Source organism: Xanthomonas chitinilytica (genome assembly GCF_026107455.2).
Lineage (GTDB): Bacteria > Pseudomonadota > Gammaproteobacteria > Xanthomonadales > Xanthomonadaceae > Stenotrophomonas > Stenotrophomonas chitinilytica.
Genome location: NZ_JAPCHY010000001.1, coordinates 423,897 through 445,877 on the forward strand (window position 1 = coordinate 423,897; position 21,981 = coordinate 445,877).

The window sequence follows — 21,981 nt, forward strand, 5'->3', positions numbered from 1 at the left end:
TGCGCTTCAACCCCAGCCGGCCAGCCGCAGCAATGCCGCCGTCGCCGCGCCGGCGACCACCACCAGCAGGAACGGCAGCCGCCACCACAGCGCCAGCGCCGCCGCCAGCAACGCGCCCAGCCGCGCATCCAGCACCAGCCCCTGCCCGGAAGCGAAGGCGTTCATCGCCGTCAGCGACGCCAGCAGGCCGATGGTCAGGGTGCCGGCCACGCGGGTCATGCGCGGCTTCTCCAGCCAGCGCGTCGGCACCAGGTAACCGCTCAGCTTGATCGCATAGGCCGCCGCGCTGGCCAGCAGGATCCATCCCCACAGCGGCATCAGCGCAGCTCCCCATGATCGCCCTCGGCATGGCCGGCCGGCTCCACGTCCGGCTCCAGCCCCTCGTCGGCGGGACCGCGTCCGAACCAGCCCCACAGCGCCGCCACCAGCGCCGCGACCAGGATCGGGATGCCCGGCGGGCTGAACGGCACCGCCAGTACCGTGACCAGCGCGCAGGCCACGGCGATCGCGACCGGCTCGCGGCTGCGCAGGCGCGGCCACAGCAGGCCGAGGAAGGCCGCCACCGCCGCGCCGTCCAGCCCCCAGCGACGCGGATCGCCCAGCGCGTCGCCCAGCAGCGCGCCGACCGCGGTGAACAGGTTCCACAACAGGAACACGCCGAGGCCGGCGCTCCAGAAACCGCGGCGCCGCTCATCGCGGCTGTCCTGTCCGGCGGCGGCGGCCACCGATTCGTCGATGGTCACCTGCGCCGCGAGCAGCCGCCGCCAACCGCGCGGCTGCAGCATCTGGTTGACCTGCGCACCGTACACCGCGTTGCGCACGCCCAGCAGCGTGGCCGCGCCGAACGCGGCCGGCCCGCTGCCGCCGCCGGCCACCACGCCGATGAAGGCGAACTGCGAGCCGCCGGTGAACATCAGCAGGCTCAACGCCACCACCTGCCAGACTTCCAGACCGGCGGCCACGCCCAGCGCACCGAAGGAAACGCCGTACAGCCCGGTCGCCAGCGCGATGGAGCAACCGATACGGACGGCGGGGGAATCGAGCCAGCGCATCGCCGCATTCTGCATGCCCGCTTCCGCCGCAGCCAGCCACCGGCCATATCCGGCCCGGTCGGCAATGATTACGATGTCGCGGTCACGTCATGGGGTTGGACATGCGCCGCCTGTTGCGCTGGATGGGGATCGCACTGCTGCTGTTGCTGGTACTGGTCGCCAGCGGCCTGCTGCTGGCCGACCACCTGACCCCGCAGGCGTTGGGCAAGCCCAGCCATGCGCTGCCGCTGCAGCCGTCGCAGACGCCCATCGACCAGGCGCTGGCGCCGCTGCTGGCCGCGCATCCGGGCAAATCCGGCATCGGTTTCGTCTCCCGCGGGCTGGATGCCTTCGCGGTGCGCGCGCTCAGCGCGCGCCAGGCCGGCCGCAGCCTGGACCTGCAGTACTACATGTGGAAGAACGACCTCACCGGCCACCTGCTGGCGCACGAGGTCCATGCCGCCGCCGAGCGCGGGGTGCGCGTGCGCATCCTGCTCGACGACATGAACACCCGGCGGATGGACCCGCAGCTGCTGGCGCTGGACGCGCATCCCAACATCGAGCTGCGGCTGTACAACCCGTTCCGCAACCGCAAGGGCCTGTGGCGGCTGGTGGAGATGGTGCAGCGTTTCTTCAGCGTCAACTACCGCATGCACAACAAGGCCTGGATCGCCGACGGCCGGGTCGCGGTGGTCGGCGGACGCAACATCGGCGAGGAGTATTTCGACGCGCGCAACGACGTCAATTTCCGCGACCTCGACCTGGTCGTGGCCGGCCCCGCGGCCGACGACGCCAGCCGCATCTTCGACCGTTTCTGGAACAGCCCGGCGGTGGTGCCCATCGCCTCGCTCAACCACCAGACCCCGGCCCAGCTGCGGCGGCTGATGGCCGAAAGCGCCGCCGAGGCGCAGCTTCCCGCCGCCCGCCGGTACCTGCAGCAGGTGGCGCAGTCGCCCACCCTGCGCCACTACCTGGACCGCAAGATGCCGCTGAAATGGAGCGGCCGGGTGGCCATCGTCTCCGACCCGCCCTTGAAGAAGGGCCAGCAGGACACCGCCGACTGGCTGGTGTACCGGCTGGCGCGGGAACTGGAAACGGTGCGCGGCAAGGCCCTGCTGATCTCGCCCTATTTCGTTCCCGGCGATGCCGGCAGCGAGTGGTTCGCCGGGCTGGTGGCGCGCGGCGCGCAGGTCGGCGTCGTCACCAACTCGCTGGCGGCCAACGACGTGCCCGCGGTGCACAGCGGCTACTCGCGCTATCGCCGGCCGCTGCTGGAGGCGGGCGTGCAGCTGTACGAGTTGAAGGCGCACGGCAGGATCGACTCGGCCGGACTGTTCGGCAGCAGCGGCGCCAGCCTGCATACCAAGGCGTTCGTGGTGGACGACCGGCGCGGCTTCGTCGGCTCCTTCAACCTGGACCCGCGCTCGGCCTACCTCAACACCGAGATGGGCGTGTTCTTCGACGATCCCGACATCGGCCTGCGGCTGCGCCAGGAATACCTGCACCTGACCGATCCGGCGCAGAGCTACTGGGTGTTCCTGGACGGCGAACGGCGCCTGCGCTGGCTGGACCGCGAGCCGCAACCGCCGCAACTGCTCGCCACCGAACCGGATACCGGCAGCGGCAAGCGCCTGCTGGTGTGGATGATCGGCTGGCTGCCGATCGAATCGCAGCTGTAGCCGCAGGCCCGTGTAGCCGCAGGCCCGGCCGGCAGCGGCGGCCCGATCAACCGGCCGCCGGCGCCGGGGCCGTCAAGCGCCGCCAGATCCACTCCGTGGCGTGCGCCTGCGCCTCCATTCCGTCCAGCGTCGCCAGCGCCGCCGCCGCTTCCATTTCGCCGTGCCGGCACAGCAGCGCCAGGGTGGCGGCCAGCTGGCCGAACTCCAGCGATCGCGCCAGCGATTCCCTGCTGCCCCCATCCGCCGTCCCCGGACGCAGCGCGCGCCGCAGCGACTCCGGCAGTTCCCAGCAACCGGCAACGCGCTCGGCGGTCGCGGCGGTCCACTCCTCCAGCAACGATTGCGCGATTTCCACGGACGGCTTCAGCAAGGGTTGCCGCGCGTACTCGTCGCGCAGCACCTGCACCACCAGCACCGCCGCCAGGCCATGCAGCAGGGCCAGCAGCTGCGCGGCCAGCCCGTCTTCGCGCCCCACCGCGCGGGCATGGTCGGCCGCCGCGGCGCCGGCCAGCAGCGAGTGTTCCCAGACCACCGCCTGGAACCGGGCGAACGCGCCGGCGCCGATGTTCATCACCGGCTGCACCAGCGCGGCGGAAATGATCTGGCGGATGCCGTCGGTACCGACCAGGGTCACCGCCCGCTCGATGCTCTCCACCGGCCGCGCCTGCAACCGGTACAGCGGGCTGTTGGCGATGCGCAGCAGGTTGCCGACCAGCACCGGATCCTGGCCGATGATCCGCGCGATCGAACGTGCCGAAGCATCGGCATCGTTGACGCTCTGCATCAGCTGCGGCAGCAGCTGCGGCCGCCGCGGCGTATAGCGCGGCGACATGTCGATCCGCACCAGCGTGGCCGCCACCGCTGCCGCCACCGCCTCGTGCGCCGGCCGTTCCGCCAGCGTCAGCGGCGGCGCGCTGCCCAATGCCAGGACATGCAGGCGCTGCCGGACCGCACGCAGCTGTTCGCGCTCGACCGCGGTCGCGGCCCGCGCGTTCTCATGGCCGGCGCCCTCGCCCGCCATGGATGCCGCATGTGCGGGTTCCCGTGCGGGAACCGCGTGGGAGCGACGTCGCCGCATCCGCGCCATGGCGACCACGAGGATCGCCATGGCGGCTGCAGCCAATGCGGCAAGAAGGGTCGCCATGTCGGGAACGTCGGAAAATCCATGCACGGTATCGCCGCCGGTATCGGCATTCTGGCGGACATCTGAAGCGTCGCGCTCGCCGCCTGGCGCGGTCGCCGCTCCCGTTTCGTCCGCTGGCGACGCCGCGCTATTCGATCCTGAGCAGGCGCACGCCCATGGGGCCGGTCAGGGAACCGTCGGCACCGAGGGTGAAATCCAGCGACGGCGCATCCCCGGGCAGCAGGATCCTCACCACCTCGCCCTCGCGCACGTAGCGGGCCTGCCGCGACACGCCCGCCACCTCGACGGTCGCGCTGCCGTCGCGCTCGAAGGTATAGGCGCTCACGCCCATCTCGTCGCGATAGGTGCCCTGCAGGCCCTGGCTGCAGGCGGACAACAGGCAGACCAGCGCGACGGCCAACAGCTTCTTCATTGCGATTCCCGGCAGGTGGAAACAAGCGCCGCCCGCGACATGGCCGGCGCCGGCGGATTCTGCCATGCCCAGGGTGCGGACGCGGGTTCCGGATCCGCGCCGAATGCGCCGTTTTTCGCCACCGATGGCCGTCATCCGGCGCTTTTACGGCTTTTTTGCCCGCAAATGCAGCAGTTCACCTGCAAGGGTCTACACTGGCTGCCCCGATTCCCAAGAGAAAAGCCACTTGGCCAAGCCCAATTACTCGTTCGAGAAGCGACAGCGCGAGATCGCGAAGAAGAAGCAGCAGGACGAGAAGGACGCGCGCAAGCGCCAGGCACGCGAGGCCGCCAAGGCCGCCGCGGAAGCCGCTCCCAGGACCGCCAACCCGACGGATTGACGCACCGGCGCCGGCGGTGCCCGGGGTGCAGCGCCGCCCCATACCGCCACTGCGCCTGCTCCGCGGCCTGCGCCGCCCTCCGGACCGACAGGCGCCGACCTGTATGATGTCCCGGACACACCCGCCCCGCCGGCCCGCAAACCCCCGGGCCATGCCGGCCTCTCCCTTCCCTTACCTCGGCCTGCACGCAGGCTGCACTGCTCTGGGAGAGCACATGCCTGGTTACGACATCCGCCACCTCGACCTGCAGGTGGGCAAGCATCCCTTCCGGCTCCGCGTGCTGCGCGATCTGCAGCAGTTCTCCGACCCGGACGGCCACGGCGAGCGCCTGGGCATTTCCTCGGCGCAATGGAGCCTGTTCGGCCAGGTCTGGCCGGCCGCGGAGCTGCTGGCGCAGGCGATGGACGATTTCGACATCGCGGGCAAGCGCATCCTCGAGCTCGGCTGCGGCATCGGCCTGCCCAGCCTGGTGCTGCAACGGCGCGGCGCACAGGTGGTCGCCTCGGACATCCACCCGCTGGCGGAATCGTTCCTGGCCTACAACGCGGCGATGAACGAGCTGCCGGCGGTGCATTTCCGCCATCTGGACTGGGACACGCCGCTGCCCACGCTGGGAATGTTCGACGTCATCATCGCCAGCGACGTGATGTACGAGCGCAACCACGCGCGGCTGCTGGCGGACCTGGTGCAGCGCCACGCGCTGCCCGCGGCCGAGATGGTCATCACCGATCCCGGGCGTGGCAGCGGCGGCCTGTTCACGCGGTTGCTGGAGGCGCAGGGATTCGGTCTGCAGGCCACGCTGTGCGCGACCCCGGCCGCCGATTCGCCGGCCGACACGCCACGGGTACTGCACTTCCGGCGCACGCTCCCGGCCTGAGCCACGGCGGCGGCCGGGCCCACGGTCCGCCGGAAACTCCAGCGTCCGCAATGGCAGCAGAATGCACGCCTGGCATCGCGCTTCGTCCGCCCCGGCCCCATCGCCCATCGGATACATCGCGACCGGCGGCATGGCGGCCACGCCACGCCGGCTCCGCGCATCGGACTTCTCCCGGAACCGGCGACACTCCCAGCCGGCATCTGCAGGGCATCGCCCGCGGCCGGCGTTTCATCCGAGCGGGCCGGTCGATGCCCGCTCCGCCCGTTGCCGACCGCCTCTCGCCATTGCGACGCCGGTGTCGGATAAGCTGCGGCTTCCCCGAACGCCGGGACGACCGATGATCCGACTGCTCTCCCTGTTGGTCCTGATGCCGTTTTTCGCCGGATGCGCCGCGATGCCACCGCAACCTCCCGCCGCCAGCGGCCATTTCGTTGCCCGCACCCTGGAGATCGAGAACCGGACGTTCCGCTACCAGGTGTTCGTACCGGCCCGGCACGATCCGCAGGGCACGCCGATCGTGCTGTTCCTGCATGGTTCCGGCGAGCGCGGCAGCGACGGCGAACGCCCGCTGCTGGCCGGCCTGGGCCCCTGGCTGCGGGCCAACGCGGATACGTTCCCCGCCCTGGCCGTGTTCCCGCAGGTGCCGGAGGACGAGGAGTGGCTGGGACGCAACGCGCGCATGGCGGTGGCCGCGCTGGACGCAGCAAGCCGGGAATTCGGCGCCGATCCGCGACGCACCTACCTCACCGGCATGTCGATGGGCGGCTATGGCACCTGGGAAGTGGCGCTGATGCACCCGCACCGCTTCGCCGCGCTGGTGCCGATCTGCGGCGGGCTCAGCATCCCGCGCCCGGAACGCCCGACGCTGCGGGTCGATCAGGTCACCGGCGAGGCAGACCCCCACGCCGCCGTGGTCGCCCGGTTGCACGACGTCCCGACCTGGATCTTCCACGGCGCCCGCGACGACATCGTGCCGCCGGACGACGACCGCCGGCTCCACCGGGCCGCGCTCGCGGCCGGCGCGGATTTCCGCTACACCGAGTATCCCGATGTCGACCACAACGCCTGGGATCCGACCTACCGCGACCCGGCGATGTGGCAATGGCTGTTCCAGCAGCGTCGTTGAGCGCCGTTGCGGTTGTGGCGTCCGCATCGATGGCACGGCATGGAATTTCCGATCAATGGCGGCGGAATGATCAGGCTAGGTGGGCTCCATCCCGCCATCCGGGTTGGCATCGCCTGCCAAAGCCCATCCTTCGTGCGCCGGCCGCTTTGCCGATCAGTCTCCAGGTGTCATCGCGACTTGCAAGGCGAGACCGATCGGAGTCGCAGTGATAGCATCGCGGCCCGACAATTCATTCCGGTCGGCACCATTCGCGGTGCGGCGCAGCTCATGCGTCAGATCTCAAGGAAATATCCATGCGGGTGATGGGCCTGGTTCTTCCATGTATCGGCATTGTCGCCATGGTTGCTGGCGTGCTGCTCGTGTTGAGATCCCTGGGGACGTTCTGAACAACGCCGGCAGGCGAGCCGCGTTCCCGGCCGATCCGCGATGGTGCCTCCCGGCGTAGCCAGACGGCGGCTCGATCACCCGCTCCGCCTCCGCACGCATTAGACTCGGGCTCATCTCTCTGCCGGGAGCGCGACCATGGAACACCCCGTCCACCCCTTCTCCGAGCTGTTCGCGCAGCTGGGATTGCCTTCGGACAAGGCCGGCATCCGTGCCTTCATCGTCGGCCACTCCCCACTGCCCGAGCACACCGCGCTGGCGGATGCGCCGTTCTGGACACCCGCACAGGCCGCCCTGCTGCGCGAAGAACTCGCCGAGGATGCCGACTGGGCCGAAGTGGTCGACCAGCTCAACCTGGCCCTGCGCGCGGCGGGCTGAAGCTTCGCCGCCGGCCCGGCGGAACCGGGACGCGCCGCTTGGCTACAACAGCGGCGCCTGCCGCGGCGCGTAGCTGAGCCGGCCGTCCACGATGTGTGCCGGCGCCGTATACGGGTGCGACACGGCATGGGTGGCATCGAGGATGTGGATCACCTCGATGCCGCGCAGCTTCAGCACATCGGCGATCAGTGCGCGATGGCAGCGCCACCATGGCGCTTCGGCGCACATCAGCGCCATGCGCCGGTCGGTGGCCAGCGCCAGGGCCTGCGCCAGCCCCTCGGCGAACTCGGCGCTCGCCAGGTGATCGGCGTATCCCTGGAACGAAGGATTGCGCCAGCCGCCGTTGGGCGACCCCGCCAGCACCTTGCGCCGGCCGCCCAGCTGCGGGATCCGGCGATAGGCGATGCCGTGCGCCGGCAGGCTTTCGCGCAGCGCTTCGCCGGCGAACCAGGGATAGCGACGGGAACCGGGGAAGCGCCGCACGTCGGCGACCGCATCGATGGGGAAGGTGGCGAGCAGTTCCAGGAACTCCTCCAGCGGGCGCGTCGAATGGCCGACGGTCCAGACCGTTTCCGGCATGGCGGCAGGGGACATCGCTCAATCGATCCGGTGCAGGGCCGCGCCCTTGTGCATGGCCACATGGTCGCTGCGGTCGCTCTTGATCTCGTACTGCGGATCGTCCGCGCTGCAATGCCTCACGTATCCCTTGTAGAGGGTGTCGCGCGTGTGCACCTTGACGATCCTGCCGCTGACCTGGCCGGCCTCCGAGTTCCAGCCGACGTGATCGCCCACCTTGAAGTCGTGCGCCATGCCGCAAGCTCTCCTGGCATCCGGGGGGGGCATTGCAGCATTCGAGGCGTTCATGCGGTGTAAGCGGCCAACGCCCACCGATTCCACCGGCGGGCGATGCCGGAAATTCAGCATGCGCGGCTAGGCTTGTGGAACGACCGGGTGCGAAGACTCCGCCGCTACGGTGGGAAGCGCGGGTGGTGTTGCCAGCAGGTTGCGCCGTTCCAGTTCGTCGATGTCCCCTTCCCGGTCCAGATGACGCGCGGATTGCGCGTATCCCACGGCCAGGTCGTACATGCGCCGGCACTCCTCCGACAGCAGGTCGACGGAGGTGACCAGCCGCGTCTCCTTTTTGCCGAAGCACACGCTGCCGATACGCATCACGCAGATTTCCAGGCGGCTGTTGAGCAGCTTGAAGCGCTCCTCCCGCAGCGTCCCCTCGCCATGCAGGACATTACCGGTCTCGCTCTGGGTGAACTTGTAGGCGCCGCGGTAGCGCAGCCAGTACACGGTGGAACTGAAATCGGTACGCAGCCACAGCCGGTGCGCGGACAGCAGTGCGAACTGCGAAGACGCAAGGAAGGCGAGGGCCACAAGCCCCACCAGCGCGCCCTGCCCGTATCGACTGAACGCCATGGCCATGAACGCTGCCGCCACTCCCAGCATCAGGCCGAACAGCTGCAGTCCGAGCAGTGGCCGGTCGGATTCGCTGGCCCATGCCGCGGAGAACGCCTCGCGCAGCGTGCCTGCCGAACTGCCTGCGTTCAACGTCGGTTCGGTTTCGAACATGATCTCCCCGGAGAACTCCCCGTTGGCGGTTCCCGCCCGCGCCTGCCGGTCGTGCGAGTATCGCCGGCGCGGCACAGGGATGTTGTCCAGCCACGTATCCAGCAGGCCCGAGGAGGTCTCGCGGAAGGGGTGGTTCTCCACCACCTGCATCGTCACCCCGGACGATGCCAGCGAGCGCGTCTGCGCGATCAACGCCAGTACGAACAGCACGCTGGCGATGAACGTCGAACCGAGGATCGCGACCGTCGGCACGATCACCACCGCCGGGTTGAACGGCGTCGGCGGTATCCGGGCCACCGAACCCTGCAGCACCGCCGGCAGGATCACCGAAGCCACGACCAGCATCATGATCAGCGGCAGCTTGATCTCCAGCGGTCGTTTCCCCGCCTCGGTATCGGTCACGCCACGGCCGATCCGCTGCAGCGTGCGGTGCGGCTTGAGCACGGCCACGGCGATGACGAAATAGGCCAGTGCCATCCATGCGAACACCGCAGGCTGCGCGAACAGCCAGGCCAGTCCGAAGCACAGGATCAGGACCAGTACGTGCGCCGCGTGCCTGAGCTGCATCTCGGCGTGGTAGCGGATGGGCACGGGCGCGTAGGCCAGCTTGGGGATGAGCCCGTACAGCATGCTGCCAAGCGCGCTGTCCGGGGTCGAGGCCTTGCTGATGCCTTCCGCGGCGACCGAGGCCAGGTATTGCCGGTTGCTGCTGTCGCCCCCCGGAGACACGAACGGCCCGATCTCCTCGGGGGTGTAGCTGATCTTGAAATGGCGCATCGCCTGCCGGAACTGCAGCGCGCCCAGTACCAGCATCAGCACCACCACCGTCACCCGCAGCCCCAGCCCGGCCTGCCAGCCGCCGGCGGAGATGGCCCGGGTCACGCCTTGCATCGACCACAACGCCAGCGCGATGTTCAGCGTTCCCAGCACCACGTAGAAGAAGTTGGTCAACCGCATCGGATTGGCATCCAGCGCGTCTGCCCCGGCACTCGCGTATTCGCTGTTCATCCCTGTCTCGCGCAAAAGAGAATGACCCCCTATCGGCTGCCGCCGGCCATTCTTTAGAAGGGCCGGCAGCGGTCGCCAGTGGCCCGGTCATCGGCCATAGGTGCAATGGTCGTGGCGCCGGCGGCGGCACAGGATCGGCGGGTCGGCTTCTATTCGTCAGGCCCAGCCCGGGAGGCACGCATGTCCTGCAGTCGCTTGAAGCACGTTCCGACACGATTCTCCGGCACGCTCGCCGGCCTGGCGCTCAGCGCCGTCCTGCCCCTGCTGGGCACCGCCGCGGCGCTGCTTCCGGGGCAGGCGCAGGCGCTGGATTGCGGCACGAACAACGGCTACACCTGCCAGGGAACCGCCAGCCAGTACGCCGGCGGCTTCAATCCCGGCGTCGGCCACGGCGGCTTCGGCGGCGGCAACTGCAGCGCCAGCCGCACGCCGGTGGTCTTCATCCATGGCAACGGCGACAGCGCGATCAGCTTCGACATGCCGCCCGGCGCGGTCACCGGCTACACCACCCCGCCGCGCTCGGTCTACGACGAGTTGAAGGCCAGCGGCTACAACGACTGCGAGCTGTTCGGGGTGACCTACCTGGACGCCGACGAGCGCGCCTATCCGCAGTTCAACTACCACGAGCCGGCCACGTACCAGGTGCTCAAGACCTTCATCGACAAGGTGAAGGCCTACACCGGCAAGAGCCAGGTGGACATCGTCGCCCACTCGCTGGGTTCGTCGATGGCGCTGGCCATGATCAAGTACCACGGCTACCAGGGCAGCGTGCGCCGCTTCGTCAACATCGCCGGCGGCCTGCGCGGGCTGCAGACCTGCCGCAGCACCGGCTACCAGTCCGCCTACGCTCCGACCTGCAACGCCGAGGCCTACGTCTACCCGTACAACCACTACACCTTCGGCCTGTATCCGAGCAGCGGGGTGACCTACTTCGGTTACAACCGCTGGACCGGCAGCGGCGCCGGCAGCCTGCGCACGTTGCCGGCCAGCTACAGCGGCATCCGCTTCTACACCATCACCGCCGGCCTGCGCGACCAGGTGCAGTGCTTCACCACCAGCTACAGCAGCGGCTGCAGCGATGGCGCCCTGTTCAACGGCGCCACCAACGTCATCGCCCAGGTCGACATCGGCGCCGGCAGCAGTTCCTACGGCTTCGACTGGAACTGGTCCGACGGCAGCCCGTACAACCTCGGCGGCGGCGACACCAGCAACGGCGTCGGCCATTTCCGCTCCAAGAACAACGCCGGGCGCATCGTCGCCAACATGCTGACCACCCAGTGCAGCATCGACTGCGCCAGCGGCTACGGCGGCGTGCACGGTCCTGCGGTGAACCGCTGAGGCGCCGGGCCACGCGGGACGACGCGTCGACCGCCTTGCGGCAACGACGCGTCCCGGCCGTCCGTCAGCCGGGCGGGTCCCGCAGCGGCGCATCCGCACCGGCTTCCACCGGCAGCATTCCGCCGGCCTGGCGCAGGTAGTCCGGCGGCACCACGGCTTCGGCCAGCAGGAAGGCCTGGTGGGTCGCGAATGCCGGTTCCAGGCCCGCCGCCCACAGCGCCTTGATCGCCAGTTCGGTGCAATACAGGCGGCTGTCGTCGCCAAGCCGGAAATCATCGTCGAACGGCGTGCCCAGCCGCGACAGCAGATAGTCGCGCACCTGCGTGCGCCGCGCCGCGGTGAGTCCCTGCATGCGATACACGACGGCGTCGGCGGCGACCTCGGGCGCGATGAAGTCTTCCAGCGCTTGCCGCCGCACGCCGCCGGGGACGCCGCCCTCATCGGGCATCGCATGGATGACGTACAGCCGCCGCTCCTCGCGGACGATCATGCCCACATGCGAATAGCGGCTGTCCTGCCCCTGGCTGAGCACGACCCGGCTCATCAGGTCGCGCCCACGGCGGAACACCAGGTCGCCTTCGGCCAGCCGTTCCGGTGCAGGCAGGACAATGCCGGCCTGCGCCACCGGCGCGGCACCGCCGGTTTCGAAGCGGCTGCCGCCCAACACGCCGGCCGCCGACGCCAGCAGCAGCCAGCAGGTCAGCCGTTTACTTGCCAGCGCTGATCTTCCACTTGCCGTCTTCCTTCATCAGGCTCACCGCCTCCTTCTTGGCCGGGCAGTCGCCCTTGAAGGTGACCGAAGCGGAGCCCTTGCGGACCTCGCCCTTGCCTTCCAGCGCCACGTCGAGGCGGCCGATGCCGCCACAGCCGGCGAGCTGCTGGGCCGCGTTGCCCAGTGCCATGTCCAGCTTGTTCTCGCCCAGCATCTCCACCACCCGCTTGGACAGATGGCTGCGCGCCTGGCGGACCTCGCCATTGTCCAGCGCCTTGTAGAACGACTTGACCACGCCCTCGGGGCTGCCGCCGGAACAGGCGGACAACAGGAGCGCGGAAGCGAAGACGGCGGAGGCCAGGCAGCAGCTGCGAATGGACATGCGATTCCCTGTTCGGAGGAAGGTTCGGACAACGCGCGTGTTGCCGCCGGGCATGGAACCTCCCGACCGCACCGGCATTGCGGCTGCACGCGCCCGGAACGATCGCCCGGGACCGCGCATACCGGATCGGTATCGGCCGGACGGGAAGGAAATGAAGGGGGATAGCCGGCCTCGACACGGGGCGATCCGTACCGCGCCCCAGCTGCAGCGGGCAGCACCCGTCACGGAACCGGCAAACAGCACGTCCGTGTGCTGGAACAAGTGGCACGTCCCTGTGCCGAAACCGGTTCTATCGGGCCTGCAGGCAGTACCCGCCGGCATCGCGCAAGCGGCCGCCGAGTACGCAATGGCTTCGCGCCTCAGTGGACGCCGCGGATGGCCAGGGTCAACGCCAGCACGCTCAGGATCACCGCGATGGTGCCGTCGAGCACGCGCCAGGTACCCGGCTTGGTGAACAGGGGCGCCAGCAGGCGCGCGCCCAGGCCCTGCGCCGTCAACCACACGAAGCTGGCCGTGACCACGCCGGCGGCGAACGCCATGCGCGCATGGCCGAAGTTCTCCGCGATCGAACCGATCACCATCATGTCCAGCCAGAAATGCGGGTTGACGATCGAGAAGCCGGCCGCGGCCAGCATCGCCGCACGCCGCGAGGACTCGGCATTGTCGTCCACGTGCAGGCCACCGCCGCCGCTCAGCGCCCGGCGCGCCGACTGCAGCGCGTACCAGACCAGGAACGCCACGCCGCCCCACAGCAGCACCGTGGTCAGCCACGGCAGGTTTTCGGTCACGGTGCGCAGCCCGGCCACGCTGGCGAAGATGAAGGTCGCGTCGATGGCGGCGCAGGTGCCGATCACCGCGATCACGTGCTGGCGCATGATGCCCTGGCGCAGGATGAAGGCGCTCTGCGCGCCGACGATGGCGAACAGGCCGATGCCGATGGCCGCGCCGCTGAACCACGCGCCGAGGCCGGCATTGCCCGAAAGTGCGGAAAACATGGAAGTACTGCCTGTTGCAGGGGTGGGAGAGCAGTGCCGGGGGAAGCCCTGGCGCTGCGACGGGAAGGATTGTCGCACCGCAACAATAAAAAGTTGATCTAAACTTGTTTAACCAACTTAAGAATCGCTAATGCCATGCGCATCGACCACGCCCAGCTCCGCGCCCTCGCCGCGGTGATCCGCGAAGGCAGCTTCGAGCGCGCCGCGCAGTCGCTCAACGTCACCGCCTCGGCGGTCTCGCAGCGGATCAAGGCGTTGGAGGACCGGGTCGGCCACCTGCTGGTCAAGCGCTCGTCTCCGGCCGAGGCCACGCCCGAGGGGCGGATACTGGTGCAACTGGCCGAGCAGACCGCGCTGCTGGAACACGATGCCCTGCACCGCATGGGCATCGCCGATGCCGACCTGCCGCGGGCCAGCATCCCGGTGGCGGTCAACCACGACAGCCTGGAGACCTGGTTTCCGGAAGCGGCGTTGAGGTTCGCCGAGTCCACCGGCACCACCCTGGACCTGCACACCGAGGACCAGGACCACACCGTCGCGCTGCTGCGCCAGGGCGCGGTGCTGGGCGCGGTGACCACCCTGGCCGAGCCGGTGCAGGGTTGCCAGATCCACGCCCTGGGCAGCATCCGCTACGCCGCCACCTGCACCCCGGAATTCCACGCCCGCCACTTCGCCCGCGGCGTCAACGCGCAATCGCTGGCGCAGGCCCCGGTGCTGGTGTTCAACCGCAAGGACGACCTGCAGGCCCGCTACGCGCGCCGGCTGGCCGGCGTCGAGCAACCGCTGAACGCACCGACCTGGTGGATCCCGTCCACCCGCGCCTTCGTCCACGCCAACCTCGGCGGGCTGGGCTGGACCATGAACCCGCTGCCGCTGGTGCGCCGCCACCTGGAAAGCGGGCGACTGGTCTACGTCAAGCAGCGCGCATGGGAAGACGTGCCGCTGTACTGGCAGCACTGGAAGGGCGAGGTGAAGACCATGGCCCTGCTCACCCGCGCGGTGCTGGAAGCGGCCTCGGCGCTGGTGCGCAAGCGCCGCTAGTTCGGTGTCCCGCAAGCAGCTTTCCACTCGTCGTCCCCGCGACTTTCAACAGCCGAAGTGCTGGTCATGGCTGTTCAAGCGGGAATGACGAACCCAGAAACCTGCAAGACACCATCCTGGAGGCGCAGCCTCCGGCAGAAAGCCATGCCCGAAGCCGCCCGCATGCCGGAGGGCGCGGAGCCAGGAAGCGATACCTTCATCGCAACCTGGAGGCTTCCATTGGACAGTCGTTGCCGTCGCCGCTACGCGGACGGTTCAAGGCTCGGGCGATGCGGATGGGCGCGCAAGGCGGCCACCCGGCCCCGGCTCAGGTGGCGTTGCGCTCGCAGGCCGCGGCGATGAACACCACGTCGGTGGAGGAATTGAGCGCCGTTTCCGCCGAGTCCTGCACCACGCCGACGATGAAGCCGACCGCCACCACCTGCATGGCGATGTCGTCGCTGATGCCGAACAGGCCACAGGCCAGCGGGATCAGCAGCAGCGACCCGCCCGGTACGCCCGAAGCGCCGCAGGCACCGATGGCCGCCACCACGCTCAGCAGCAGCGCGGTCGGCAGGTCCACGGCGATGCCCAGGGTGTGCACCGCGGCCAGGCTCAGCACCGAGATGGTGATCGCCGCGCCGGCCATGTTGATCGTCGCCCCCAGCGGGATCGCCACCGAATAGGTTTCCTCGTGCAGGCCGAGCTTGCGGCACAGCTCCAGGTTGACCGGGATGTTGGCCGCCGACGAGCGGGTGAAGAAGGCGGTGATGCCGCTTTCGCGCAGGCAGGTGAGCACCAGCGGATACGGGTTGCGGCGCATCACCGCGAACGCGATCAGCGGGTTGGCCACCAGCGCCACGAACAGCATCGCCCCCACCAGCACGTAGAGCAGGTGCAGGTAGGCCTTCAACGCCCCCAGCCCGGACTCGGCCAGGATCGAGGCGACGATGCCGAACACGCCCAGCGGCGCCAACCGGATCACCAGCCGCACCAGCCAGGTGACGGCCTCGGAGAAATCCGACACCACCTGGCGGGTGTTGTCGCTGGCATGGCGCAGCGCCAGTCCCAGCCCGATGCCCCACGCCAGCAGGCCGATGTAGTTGCCCTCCTTCAACGCGTTGACCGGGTTGTCGAAGATCTTCAGCACCAGTGTCCCGAGCACCTCGCCGATACCGCCGGGCGGGTTGAGCGCGGCCCCGGCCGGCACGCGCAGTTCCAGCGTGGTGGGAAACAGGAAGCTGACCGCCACCCCGATCAACGATGCGGCAACGGTGCCGATCAGGTAGAGCACCAGGATCGGCCGGATGTGCGTCGGCTCCCCACCCTTGCGATGGTTGGCGATGGAGGCGGCCACCAGCACCAGGACCAGCACCGGCGCCACCGCCTTCAGGGCCGAGATGAACACCGTGCCCAGCAGGCCGACCGCGGCACCGGCACGCGGCGACACCAGTGCGAGCACGATGCCGGCCACCAGGCCGATGACGATCTGGGCCACCAGGCCGGGGCGACGAAGGAAGGACGGCATGGGCGGTGTTTCCGGCAGGAGCAGCCCCTATTGTCGCCCAATCCGCTCCGCGGACGGCGGTGCCAGAGGTATCGGACCGTCGGCATGCGCGTCCTCCTCCCGTTCCCGGCCGATGCGCCCCCTGCGGAATCGCCGGCACGGGCGTGTCCGCCGCCCGCCCTTCAATCCGTGATGAGGTTCGTCGAATGCGGCGGCCCGATCGGATACACCGGATGCCGCTGCAGGGCGGGGAGCCCGGTGCAGCCGACCGACGACAAACCTGCCATGCCCATTTCGATGCAGCCGGTCCCGCTGTCCGGCCCGCGGGCATGGCCGCGACCGACAGCGCCGCGGGAGCTGCAGCATGCGACGGCTTACGCCGAGGGAACGCGAGATCATCCGCCTGATACCCATCCATTCCAGGGTCGATCAACAGGCCGCGCTGTTAGGGATCAGCCGATGCACGGTGCGCAAGCACCGCGCCAACATCTGCGAAAAACTGGGCCTGCGCGGCAGCGCCCAGCTGATCGCCCACGCGCACGGACTGTCACGGCCGAAGGTGGACTTCCGCGCGCAGTGATCCGGCCCGCACCCCGCTCACCCCACGTGAGTGCGAAGTCGTGCGGGCGGCCGCCAGCGGGCTTTCGAGCAAGCACATCGCCCGTTGCCTGGGCATCAGCCATCGCACCGTGCACAAGCATCGCCAGAACGCCATGCGCAAGCTGGGCGCGGCCACGCTGTCGTCGCTGATCGTCGCCTTCGACGCCCTGCCGTCGCCGCCGGCGGACCACCCGCAGCGGATCACGACTACGCAATCGGGATAATTGCCGCCACCGGAGGCGTTTCCAGAATGGGCATCGATGCACATGCATCAAGCCAACAGAGGAAGTGCCATGCACAACTGGAATGAGCAATTCACCCAACTTCTGCGCGGATCGTTGCCTGCACACTGGGGCAACTGGGCGCTGAGCCCGGACATCGCACCGGGCGCGGTCGGCATACTCGATCCGGCCAGCGGCGAGTTCCGCCTGGTCAACCGGAAACTCGACGGCCTGGGCGAAACCGACATTCTCCGCACCCCGCTCAGTTCCGACTGGAACATGATGACCAGCTCGGTTTCCCGCAAGGAAAGCAGCATTTCCCTGGACGGCTCGGCCACCGACCCCGAGACCGGCGTCAAGATCACCGCCGGCGTGCAGGTCGAATGGAAGATGGCCAAGGCCGGCGACATGGTGTCGCAGTGCGCGCTCGACGCCACGGTGACGCTCAATGCGATCGACCGGCTGCTGGGCAGCCGGATGGAATGGCTGGAGAGCCAGGCCAGTGCGGCCAGCATGTCCAGCGACCGCGGAATCTCGCAGGGCTTCGGCGTGATCACCAGCGTGCTGTACGCGCGCAGCGGGCTCAACCTGGCCTCGCTGTCCGACGACAACAGCTTCTCGATCAGCGGCAGCGCCTCGGGCATCCACAAGATGCTGGGCGAGGCCAAGGGCAGCGGCTCCTTCGTCAGCACCAACGCCACCAAGAGCACCGACAAGCACCTGTGGCCGAGCGAGTCCAACACCCTGCCCGCGTCGCCAGTGCCGATCGCCTTCAGCTTCGCCTCGTTCGACGGCCGCCTGCTGCTGCCGCGCTGGATCACCCGGATCGGCTCGTACCAGCTGGTCCTGCGCAACAACCATGGCGGCACCTACATCGTGAAGGCCGAGCTCAACTACGACTGCGGCAAGGGCCACCAGAAACGCACCGCAAGCGTCTCCGGCGGCCTGACCACCGCTTTCGGCGACATCCCGCTGGATGCCAGCAACATCGACCTGAAGCTGGAGTTCGTCTGCGTCGGTCCGAACCAGCACCAGAGCTTCCACTGGAACAACCCGCGTGGCGAATGGATCAACGGCGTCCGCCATATCGACATCCATGGCGTGTGGCCGGGACCGACGAGCGCGGTCGACGCCGAAGCCAGCATCAAACTCTCGTGACCTGCCCCACGAAGGAGCCGACATGAACATCCTGATCAAGACCGTCGCAACCCTGGCGCTGCTGCTGCCGTTCGCCCAGGCCGGGGCCGGGAATATCCCGCAGTGCGGGAACCTCCCGGACTACGTGCGCGAGGCGATACGCAACATGGCCTACTGCGTGACCGTCGAGCAGCCGATCGCCGAGTGCGGCCGGGCGTACATCAATCTGGAAGTATTCGGGAACAACGAGAACCGGCTGCCTGCCGCCGGCCGTGGCCAGGTCTACTACGAAGGCCGCGCGCAGCGCGACCCGGGCGGCGACGCCGGCGCCTACCGGCTGGTATTCCTGGTGACCGAAGGCAAATCCAAGTCGGTGATCGAGCAGCGCTACTACTCGCCCAATCACTACGGCGGCTTCTGCTCCTTCAGATAGGCCAGGCGCTCCCGGAAGCCGTTACCGGTTCCGGGAGCTCTCCGCCAGCGCCTGCCACATGCCGGGTGGCCATGTGCGCAGCGCCGCGGGCGGGCCGGCTACCTCAGCCCCTTATCGAACAGCGCGAGCATGCGCTTCCATGCCTCGGCGGCGGCCGCCGCGTCATAGCGCGGCGTGGTGTCGTTGTTGAAACCGTGCTGGGTGCCGTCGGGCTGGTACAGCGCATAGGCCACGCCCGCCGCCTTCAACGCCGCCTCGTAGGCCGGCCACTGCGCATTGACCCGCTCGTCGTCGGAAGCCAGCACCACCAGCAGTTCGGCCTTGATCCGCGGCACGTCCTCCAGCGGCGCGGCGCCGCCGTAGAACGGTACCGCGACCGCCACTTCCGGCAGCTGCGACGCCAGGTAGTTGGCCATCGCCCCGCCATAGCAGAACCCGACCACGCCCAGCTTGCCGTTGCCGCCCTCGATACCGTGCAGCAGTCGTGCGGCGGCGATGAAATCCTGGCGGGTCTTGCTCTGGTCCAGCTTGGGGAACAGCGTGCGGGCCGCATCCTCATCGCCGGGATAACCGCCCAGCGGGAACAACGCATCCGGCGCAAAGGCGATGTAGCCTTCCAGCGCGATCCGCCGCGCCACGTCCTCGATGTGCGGATTGAGGCCGCGGTTCTCGTGCACCACCAGCACCACCGGCAACGGGCCATCGACCTTGGCCGGGCGCACCAGGTAGCCGCGGCCGCGTCCGTAGCCCTGCGGCGAATCGAATTCCAGGTACCCGGCCTTCAGCCGCGGATCGTCCGGCACGACCTGCTGCGCATTGGCGAAATCCGGCGCCAACGCCGCCAGCAGGCCCGCGGCGGTACTCGTACCGACCGCGAACTTCGCCGCGCCGGCCAGGAATCCACGCCGGTCGATCACCCCATGCACGTACTGGTCGAACAGGCGCAGCACTTCGGGATCGAAGTCGCGAACGGTCTTGCGCGGCTGGCTCGTCATGACGTCCTCCGGTAGTTCTCGGGATGGACCGGCATCCTAGCAAGACTCCTCAGCTACCAGCCGCACGACATGCCGGCAGCCATGGTTCGTCCAGTTACGCGCTCACGCCGCCAGCGCGAAATCAATGGCGGCCCGCACCGCGGCCACCTGCGCGGCGTTGCACTGTTCCGGCGTGGCGCGCGGACTGTCCGGATAGACCTCGGTGGTCGTGGTGTAGCGGGCAGCGCTGATGCCCGCGCACAGGCCCAGCGGCTCGAGCGGATACTCGATGACGCCATGCGCCACCACCGGCGAACCGATGATCTCGCCGTTGGCGTCGGCCGGCGCGATGTGCGTCACCTTCGCCACCGCTTCGATCACCGCCTGCTGGAACGCCGGCTGCGGGTTCTGCGTGTCGTCCACCAGGTAGAAGCCGTCGGGAATCCCGCCCGGCTCGAACGGCTTGCCGTCGCGCGCGGCCAGTGCCGGGCGGAATTCGCTCTCGTCGGTATCGGTGGTCTCGTGCAGGTCGATATGCAGCAGCACCTTGCCCCGCAGCGGCGCCACCAGCGCCATCAGCGCCGCCGATTCCGGCGCCGGGCTGTCGGCCACGAACGAGCGGTTCGGGTCGAGCGCCAGCGCGTTCCAGCGCTGGATGCGCTCATACCCCCACGGGCTCACGCACGGCGCCACCAGCAGGTTCGCCTTGCCGGCATAGTCGGCGCCGTGCCAGTCGACGAACTGCAGCGCACCATGCACACCACTGGTCTCGTAGCCATGCACGCCACCGGTCACCAGCGCCACCGGCAAGCCGTCGTCCCAGTCGCGGCTGCGGATCGCGAACAGCGGATAGCGTCCGGACGGATAATCCAGCTCGCCGTACTGCACCACCTCGAAACGCTCGCGCAGCCGGTCGATCGCCGACACCACCTCGGCGGCGTAGCTGCGCTGGACCGTCTGGCGCGCCAGCCACTGCGACTTCTCCGCCTCGCCCCAGGGCTTGCCGGGCGTACCGATGGGATAGAAGGAAGACGGATTGGTCATGGCGCGGACCTCGAACAGGCATCGAATGAGGCCGGAACTCTACACCCAACCCGGCACGGGCTGCTGCGTTCCAGGGTCGACCGGCGCCCACGCCATGGCGGAACCGGCCGGAGGTCGGAGCCGGCCCCCGCGCCATGCTTTCCCCGGGTATTCCCGGGTCAGCTCTTCGCCTCGCCGGATTCGCCGCCCAGCAGGCGGGCGAGGTCGTCGTCCTTCTCCCGCCAGATGCCGTTCATCCATTGCTGGAACCGGGCGCGGAAGGCACGGTCGTCCTGGTAGTTGCCGCCGACCAGCTCTTCCGGAATCGGGCGTTGCCGCACCAGCACGCGCACCTCGGGGATGCGGTCGCCCATCAGGTCCAGCATCGTGGGGCGGCCACCGGGATAGGCGATGGTCACGTCCAGCACCGCATGCAGCCCCTCGCCCATCGCATCGATCACGAAGGCCACGCCGCCGGACTTGGGCTTGAGCAGATGCCGGTACGGCGAGGCCTGCCCATCGTGCTTGGCGGGCGTGAAGCGGGTGCCCTCCACGAAGTTCATCACCGCCACGGGAATCGCGCGGAACTTCTCGCAGGCGCGGCGCGTGGCCTCCATGTCGCGCCGCCCCAGCTCCGGGTTGCGGGCGATCTGCTTGCGCGTGTAGCGCCCCATGAACGGGAAATCCAGCGCCCACCAGGCCAGCCCCAGCACCGGCACCCAGAACAGCGAGCGCTTGAGGAAGAAGCGCAGCAGCGGGATGCGCCGGTTGAACACCTTCTGCAGCACCACGATGTCCACCCAGCTCTGGTGGTTGGCCAGCACCAGGTAGTGGCCGTCGCGCTGCAGCGAGGCCTGCACGTCGACCTCGAAGCGGGTACGGGTGAAGGCCCCCATCATCGCGCTGTTCACCCCGATCCAGCTTTCCGCAAGACCGGTCAGGACCGGATTGCAGGCCAGCCGCACCCGCTCGAACGGAAACACCGCCTTGAACAGCGCCACCGCCAGCAGCGGCCCGACGTGCAACAACGTGTTGCCCGCGATCAACAACGGGATCAGCGCAATGCGCAGCCACAACATGGGAGACACCGGCGGGCAGTCCTATCGAACGGAGGCGCGCAAGCCTATCAAATCGGCGGCCAATCGCGCTTCGCCCCCTGCCCGCGCGGCCCCGGGGAAACATGGCCGCGCCCGCGGCACTGCGCGCCACCGCCCCCGCGGGGCCGGCCATCCCGCTCCGGCCTCCGCGGCAAGGCCTGCCCGCACCGGCCAGGATGCGTCAGATGCCCGAAAACACCGGCTCCAGCAGACGGAAGCTGCCGGCATCGGCATCCATCTCCACCCTGCCGCCCACCGGCACGATGAACTGCTCGCGGATATGGCCGATCATCGCGCCGCGATAGGCCGGGATTCCCAACGGCGCGATGTAGTCGGCGAATATCTGGTCCAGCGTCAGCGAGCCATAGCCATCGCCGGGTTTGCAATCGGTGCATTCGCCGAAGATGAAGCCGGCGATCCTGTCCAACCGACGTCCCCCCGGTTTTGAGTAGCGCGGCGATCTGGAGTCCAATTCCCCAGAGTAAGGAGATTGGACGTGAAGAAGCGCTTTTCCGAAGAGCAGATCATCGGCTTCCTGCGTGAGGC

Annotated in this window: 24 protein-coding genes and 2 pseudogenes; 11 read left to right on the plus strand and 15 right to left on the minus strand. The window is 68.9% G+C overall.

Annotated features, from left to right (window positions below; genetic code table 11):
* Positions 1 to 6: 6 nt before the first annotated feature.
* Together OK345_RS01965 and OK345_RS01970 are read right to left on the minus strand one after the other, a co-directional pair.
* On the minus strand, positions 7 to 318 hold the full coding sequence (locus OK345_RS01965) for an AzlD domain-containing protein (protein ID WP_265126210.1): 312 nt from the start codon (positions 316 to 318) through the stop codon (positions 7 to 9).
* Positions 318 to 1,052 (minus strand): AzlC family ABC transporter permease, encoded by a 735-nt coding sequence (locus OK345_RS01970; protein ID WP_265126211.1) that lies wholly within the window; start codon positions 1,050 to 1,052, stop codon positions 318 to 320. Before OK345_RS01970 ends, OK345_RS01965 begins: the two co-directional genes overlap by 1 nt.
* 101 nt (positions 1,053 to 1,153) lie before the next feature.
* On the opposite strand from OK345_RS01970, the gene OK345_RS01975 reads away from it, so the two are divergent.
* Positions 1,154 to 2,710: a phospholipase D family protein gene (locus tag OK345_RS01975; RefSeq protein WP_265126212.1), complete on the plus strand. Its 1,557-nt coding sequence runs from the start codon at positions 1,154 to 1,156 to the stop codon at positions 2,708 to 2,710.
* A gap of 46 nt (positions 2,711 to 2,756) precedes the next feature.
* On the opposite strand, the gene OK345_RS01980 is transcribed toward OK345_RS01975, so the two are convergent.
* Positions 2,757 to 3,731 (minus strand): HDOD domain-containing protein, encoded by a 975-nt coding sequence (locus OK345_RS01980; protein ID WP_265126213.1) that lies wholly within the window; start codon positions 3,729 to 3,731, stop codon positions 2,757 to 2,759.
* A 250-nt stretch (positions 3,732 to 3,981) separates the two neighbouring features.
* Positions 3,982 to 4,266, minus strand: coding sequence for a hypothetical protein (locus tag OK345_RS01985; RefSeq protein WP_265126214.1), 285 nt, complete (start codon positions 4,264 to 4,266; stop codon positions 3,982 to 3,984).
* Between the two features lie 226 nt (positions 4,267 to 4,492).
* Between OK345_RS01985 and OK345_RS01990 the strand changes: the two genes are divergently transcribed.
* The 4 genes from OK345_RS01990 (at position 4,493) to OK345_RS02005 (ending at position 7,410) form a co-directional block, all read left to right on the plus strand.
* Positions 4,493 to 4,645: a hypothetical protein gene (locus OK345_RS01990; protein ID WP_265126215.1), complete on the plus strand. Its 153-nt coding sequence runs from the start codon at positions 4,493 to 4,495 to the stop codon at positions 4,643 to 4,645.
* 214 nt (positions 4,646 to 4,859) lie between these two features.
* Positions 4,860 to 5,522: a class I SAM-dependent methyltransferase gene (locus OK345_RS01995; RefSeq protein ID WP_265126216.1), complete on the plus strand. Its 663-nt coding sequence runs from the start codon at positions 4,860 to 4,862 to the stop codon at positions 5,520 to 5,522.
* Positions 5,523 to 5,916: 394 nt separating this feature from the next.
* A complete protein-coding gene (locus OK345_RS02000) occupies positions 5,917 to 6,648 on the plus strand; it encodes a carboxylesterase family protein (RefSeq protein ID WP_265154813.1) in 732 nt (243 codons plus the stop codon).
* Between the two features lie 522 nt (positions 6,649 to 7,170).
* Positions 7,171 to 7,410 carry a DUF2789 domain-containing protein gene (locus OK345_RS02005; RefSeq protein WP_265126217.1) on the plus strand — a complete coding sequence of 80 codons (240 nt, stop codon included), beginning with the start codon at positions 7,171 to 7,173 and terminating at the stop codon, positions 7,408 to 7,410.
* Between the two features lie 42 nt (positions 7,411 to 7,452).
* Here OK345_RS02005 and OK345_RS02010 read toward each other — a convergent pair whose 3' ends face one another.
* The 3 genes from OK345_RS02010 to OK345_RS02020 all read right to left on the minus strand — a co-directional run bounded on the left by OK345_RS02010 (position 7,453) and on the right by OK345_RS02020 (position 9,996).
* Positions 7,453 to 8,004: a DUF488 domain-containing protein gene (locus OK345_RS02010; protein WP_265126218.1), complete on the minus strand. Its 552-nt coding sequence runs from the start codon at positions 8,002 to 8,004 to the stop codon at positions 7,453 to 7,455.
* Between the two features lie 3 nt (positions 8,005 to 8,007).
* Entirely contained in the window at positions 8,008 to 8,220 is a 213-nt protein-coding gene (locus tag OK345_RS02015) for a hypervirulence associated TUDOR domain-containing protein (protein ID WP_265126219.1), read from the minus strand.
* Positions 8,221 to 8,340: 120 nt separating this feature from the next.
* Complete coding sequence (locus OK345_RS02020; RefSeq protein WP_265126220.1) at positions 8,341 to 9,996, minus strand: hypothetical protein; 1,656 nt, start codon at positions 9,994 to 9,996, stop codon at positions 8,341 to 8,343.
* 180 nt (positions 9,997 to 10,176) lie between these two features.
* Between OK345_RS02020 and phaZ7 the strand changes: the two genes are divergently transcribed.
* Positions 10,177 to 11,334, plus strand: a complete 1,158-nt coding sequence (gene phaZ7, locus OK345_RS02025) for an extracellular native short-chain-length polyhydroxyalkanoate depolymerase PhaZ7 (RefSeq protein WP_265126221.1) — start codon at positions 10,177 to 10,179, stop codon at positions 11,332 to 11,334.
* Positions 11,335 to 11,398: 64 nt separating this feature from the next.
* Here the strand turns inward: phaZ7 and OK345_RS02030 are convergent, their stop codons facing one another.
* The 3 genes from OK345_RS02030 to OK345_RS02040 form a co-directional block, all read right to left on the minus strand.
* On the minus strand, positions 11,399 to 12,001 hold the full coding sequence (locus tag OK345_RS02030) for a YiiX/YebB-like N1pC/P60 family cysteine hydrolase (protein ID WP_265126222.1): 603 nt from the start codon (positions 11,999 to 12,001) through the stop codon (positions 11,399 to 11,401).
* 40 nt (positions 12,002 to 12,041) lie between these two features.
* Entirely contained in the window at positions 12,042 to 12,428 is a 387-nt protein-coding gene (locus tag OK345_RS02035; protein ID WP_265126223.1) for a nuclear transport factor 2 family protein, read from the minus strand.
* A 359-nt stretch (positions 12,429 to 12,787) separates the two neighbouring features.
* Positions 12,788 to 13,423, minus strand: a complete 636-nt coding sequence (locus OK345_RS02040) for a LysE/ArgO family amino acid transporter (RefSeq protein WP_265126224.1) — start codon at positions 13,421 to 13,423, stop codon at positions 12,788 to 12,790.
* 135 nt (positions 13,424 to 13,558) lie between these two features.
* On the opposite strand from OK345_RS02040, the gene OK345_RS02045 reads away from it, so the two are divergent.
* Entirely contained in the window at positions 13,559 to 14,464 is a 906-nt protein-coding gene (locus OK345_RS02045; protein ID WP_265126225.1) for a LysR family transcriptional regulator ArgP, read from the plus strand.
* Between the two features lie 307 nt (positions 14,465 to 14,771).
* On the opposite strand, the gene sstT is transcribed toward OK345_RS02045, so the two are convergent.
* Entirely contained in the window at positions 14,772 to 15,971 is a 1,200-nt protein-coding gene (gene sstT, locus OK345_RS02050) for a serine/threonine transporter SstT (RefSeq protein ID WP_265126226.1), read from the minus strand.
* A 343-nt stretch (positions 15,972 to 16,314) separates the two neighbouring features.
* On the opposite strand from sstT, the gene OK345_RS02055 reads away from it, so the two are divergent.
* The 4 genes and pseudogenes from OK345_RS02055 (at position 16,315) to OK345_RS02070 (ending at position 18,341) form a co-directional block, all read left to right on the plus strand.
* Complete coding sequence (locus OK345_RS02055; protein ID WP_265126227.1) at positions 16,315 to 16,530, plus strand: helix-turn-helix domain-containing protein; 216 nt, start codon at positions 16,315 to 16,317, stop codon at positions 16,528 to 16,530.
* A 25-nt stretch (positions 16,531 to 16,555) separates the two neighbouring features.
* Positions 16,556 to 16,774: pseudogene (locus OK345_RS02060) on the plus strand (LuxR C-terminal-related transcriptional regulator); the annotation flags it as partial.
* Positions 16,775 to 16,843: 69 nt separating this feature from the next.
* The gene (locus OK345_RS02065) at positions 16,844 to 17,929 is read left to right on the plus strand and encodes a hypothetical protein (RefSeq protein ID WP_265126228.1); all 1,086 of its coding nucleotides are present in this window, start codon (positions 16,844 to 16,846) and stop codon (positions 17,927 to 17,929) included.
* 22 nt (positions 17,930 to 17,951) lie between these two features.
* The gene (locus tag OK345_RS02070; protein ID WP_265126229.1) at positions 17,952 to 18,341 is read left to right on the plus strand and encodes a ribonuclease domain-containing protein; all 390 of its coding nucleotides are present in this window, start codon (positions 17,952 to 17,954) and stop codon (positions 18,339 to 18,341) included.
* A gap of 98 nt (positions 18,342 to 18,439) precedes the next feature.
* On the opposite strand, the gene OK345_RS02075 is transcribed toward OK345_RS02070, so the two are convergent.
* The 4 genes and pseudogenes from OK345_RS02075 to OK345_RS02090 form a co-directional block, all read right to left on the minus strand.
* Positions 18,440 to 19,336, minus strand: a complete 897-nt coding sequence (locus tag OK345_RS02075; protein WP_265126230.1) for a dienelactone hydrolase family protein — start codon at positions 19,334 to 19,336, stop codon at positions 18,440 to 18,442.
* A gap of 102 nt (positions 19,337 to 19,438) precedes the next feature.
* The gene (locus OK345_RS02080) at positions 19,439 to 20,359 is read right to left on the minus strand and encodes a M14 family metallopeptidase (RefSeq protein ID WP_265126231.1); all 921 of its coding nucleotides are present in this window, start codon (positions 20,357 to 20,359) and stop codon (positions 19,439 to 19,441) included.
* A gap of 158 nt (positions 20,360 to 20,517) precedes the next feature.
* Positions 20,518 to 21,417: a 1-acylglycerol-3-phosphate O-acyltransferase, YihG family gene (yihG, locus tag OK345_RS02085; RefSeq protein WP_265126232.1), complete on the minus strand. Its 900-nt coding sequence runs from the start codon at positions 21,415 to 21,417 to the stop codon at positions 20,518 to 20,520.
* A 199-nt stretch (positions 21,418 to 21,616) separates the two neighbouring features.
* Positions 21,617 to 21,981: pseudogene (locus OK345_RS02090) on the minus strand (hypothetical protein); the annotation flags it as partial.